This window comes from Pararhodobacter sp., assembly GCF_034676075.1.
Lineage (GTDB): Bacteria > Pseudomonadota > Alphaproteobacteria > Rhodobacterales > Rhodobacteraceae > Pararhodobacter.
Genome location: NZ_JAUCCQ010000229.1, coordinates 1 through 2159, shown reverse-complemented (window position 1 = coordinate 2159; position 2159 = coordinate 1). Strand labels below are relative to the sequence as shown.

Here is a 2159-nt window from a genome sequence, read left to right as displayed (position 1 = left end):
CTCAGCGTCGCCTGAATGCGGGCGGCGTATTCGCGGTCCTGATCGTCGAAGGGCACGCCGCCGATCTCGTCCAGCACCCGCTGCATGGTGCGGTCCATGGTCAGGTTCTCCTGCATGGAGGACACCGCCGAGAAGATCTTCGCCTCGACCTGCGTCCCGGTCATCAGCGCGGCGCCCTTGGCCACGTCCTTGACCCGCTCGACCAGCGCCAGCATGTCCGAGGATTTCAGCGCCCGGATCGAATAGCGCACCTTGGCGCGGGCCTGCACCACGTTCGGCGCCTTGCCGCCCGCGTCGAGATAGGCGTAGTGGATGCGCGCATCCTGCACCATATGCTCGCGCATGTAGTTGACGCCCACCGACATCAGCTCCACCGCGTCCAGCGCCGAGCGGCCCAGATGCGGCGACATGGCGGCATGGCTGGCCCGCCCGGTGAAGGTGAAATCGACCCGCGTATTGGCGAGGAAAATCGGATCCGAAACCCGGGTCATGCTGTCCGGATGCCAGGTGATCGCCGCATCCACCCCGTCGAAGGCGCCATCGCGCACCATGAATGTCTTGGCCGCGCCGCCCTCCTCGGCCGGGCAACCGTAATAGCGCACGCGCCCGGGGGTGCCGGTTTCCTCCAGCCAATCCTTCACCGCGCAGGCCGCCAACAGCGCCGCCGCGCCCAGCAGGTTGTGCCCGCAGCCATGCCCGTTGCCGTCCTTGACCAACTCCCGCGGCTCGTCGATGCCCGCCACCTGGCTCAGCCCCGGCAGCGCATCGTATTCGCCGAGGATGGCAATGATCGGCCCGCCCTCGCCCGCTTCGCCCATCACCGCGGTCGGGATGCCCGCGACGTTCTCGGTCACGCGGAAGCCCTTGGCCTTCAGCATCGCCATATGCTCGGCGCAGGATTGGGTTTCCTGATAGAGCAGTTCCGGCGTGCCCCAGACCCGGTCGGCCATGCCGGTCAGGTCGTCGCGGTGGGTGTCGATGGCGGCGTCGATCGGGTGGGTATTGCGCATGTTAACCTCTCCAGTTGAGGCCAGCTTGCGACGCATGGCGGATGGGTGCAAGCCCCTCTCAGTCGGTCACCTTCTTGACGAACTGCGATTTCAGCCCGATGGCGCCGACGCCCGGCAGCTTGCAGTCGATGTCGTGATCGCCCTCGACCAGACGGATGCCGCGCACCTTGGTGCCGACCTTGATCGTGGTCGACGAACCCTTGAGCTTCAGGTCCTTGATCAGCGTCACCGTGTCGCCATCGGCCAGGATATTGCCCACCGCATCGCGCACGACATCGCCCTCGCCGACTGCGCCGGGCGAGAATTCATGCCCGCATTCGGGGCAGATCAACAGGGAATCCGCCTCGTAGACGAAGGCGGAGTTGCACTCGGGGCACGGCGGCAGGGTCTCGGTCATGAGGTGGCCATACACCCGCCCCGGCGCCGCCACCAGCCCGGATTGCCCGGGCGCCGTTCCGTGCTAGGCTTGCCGCAGATCCCGGAGGACCCGATGGCCACCCTTGTTTTCGGCATGAATGTCTCGCTCGACGGCTATGTCGATCATGACCGCTTCGCCCCCTCACCCGCGCTGTTCGAGCATTTCATCGAGCAGGCAGAGGGGCAGGCCGGCAGCCTCTATGGCCGCAAACTCTATGAGATCATGGCCTATTGGGATCAGAACCACCCGGAATGGGACGCCCCGGAACGCGCCTTCGCAAGGGCCTGGCGCCGCATGCCGAAATGGGTCGCCTCCCGCGGGACGCCCGCGCTGGGGCCGAACGCCACCCTGCTCGGTCCCGACCTCGCGGCCGAGGTCCGGGCGCTGAAAGCCTCGGTCGAGGGCGAGATCGAACTCGGCGGCCCCGACCTCGCCGCCAGCCTCGCGCCCCTCGGCCTGATCGACCTCTACCGGCTCTATGTGCATCCGGTGGTGCTGGGCGGCGGTAACCGGTATTTCCTCACCGCCCTCCCCCGCCTGCGGCTTGTCGCCTCCGACCCGATGCCGGGCGATGTCATCTGCCTCAGCTACGCCCCGGCCTGAGGCCCGCCTGAGACCCGGCGCCTTTCATTCTGCGTCAAATACGCCGGGGGGTCCGGGGGGCTGGCCCCCCGGGCCTCTCCCCCCGCGCAACGCCCCGTCTAAAGCCGCGCCTTCAGCCAATCCGCGAT

3 protein-coding genes are annotated in these 2159 nt (G+C 67.6%); 1 reads left to right on the top strand and 2 read right to left on the bottom strand.

The window, feature by feature from the left end; genetic code table 11:
* Both VDQ18_RS23500 and VDQ18_RS23495 read right to left on the bottom strand, forming a co-directional pair.
* On the bottom strand, positions 1-1010 hold a 1010-nt coding region (locus VDQ18_RS23500), incomplete at its 3' end, for an amidohydrolase (protein ID WP_323023278.1).
* 58 nt (positions 1011-1068) lie between these two features.
* Positions 1069-1407, bottom strand: coding sequence for a zinc ribbon domain-containing protein YjdM (locus VDQ18_RS23495; protein WP_323023277.1), 339 nt, complete (start codon positions 1405-1407; stop codon positions 1069-1071).
* Between the two features lie 93 nt (positions 1408-1500).
* On the opposite strand from VDQ18_RS23495, the gene VDQ18_RS23490 reads away from it, so the two are divergent.
* Entirely contained in the window at positions 1501-2031 is a 531-nt protein-coding gene (locus VDQ18_RS23490; RefSeq protein ID WP_323023276.1) for a dihydrofolate reductase family protein, read from the top strand.
* Positions 2032-2159 lie beyond the last annotated feature (128 nt).